We start from the raw sequence: 618 nt of genomic DNA on the forward strand, positions 1-618 counted from the left end.
GGGTATTATCCTCGTTCATGGCTTGGGCATGTGTTCCATCTGGGGTGGTCTGTTGATGATATCTGCTGGCTGATATCTGCTGACTGCAAGCACCTTGGGCTTATAGCTCGGGATTATTCTGCTGATGAGAATCTGCGTTTTGCGTGTCGTTCGGAACAGGAAGACAGGCGACGCTTCAGGCTTCCTGCTGGTGGTTTAGAATACGTTCCAGAGGTTAAGGAAGCGAAGKAATCACGCGGAGAGATTTTTGATGCAGGACCGTCTGAGAATGGGTGTGAGTCATCTTCTCGGATAGGTTTTTATGAGCTTCTTCGTCGCAACAGTGGGAACAAGGTTGATGTGTTTAAACATCTTGAACGCATTGGCAGGGATGAGGCCATAAGGCTTCAATCTGATCGCATTGCTGACAGGCTTGAAGGTCTGGGGATTCCGTCTAGGCGTAAGAAGCAGGATGGCACCTTTTTCAAGGTGGGTTTGCTGTCTGGATTAGCTAAGCAGATGGATGAACAGTTTAGGCATATCATGTTCATTCCTGCTGTTGCTGTTGCTGAGCGTCGCCAGTTGAGGAATGAGCTGACCTATTGGATTGATAACATTCTCCCGAATAAGGGGAAGTAT

At 48.1% G+C, this 618-nt stretch carries 1 protein-coding gene; it reads left to right on the forward strand.

Going from position 1 to position 618, the window contains the following annotated elements; genetic code table 11:
• Nucleotides 1-618 (forward strand): hypothetical protein (locus tag KP705_RS16150; protein WP_215764978.1); only part of this gene is annotated, 618 nt, incomplete at both ends.

This window comes from Gluconobacter sp. P1D12_c, assembly GCF_018812105.1.
GTDB classification, from domain to species: domain Bacteria; phylum Pseudomonadota; class Alphaproteobacteria; order Acetobacterales; family Acetobacteraceae; genus Gluconobacter; species Gluconobacter oxydans_A.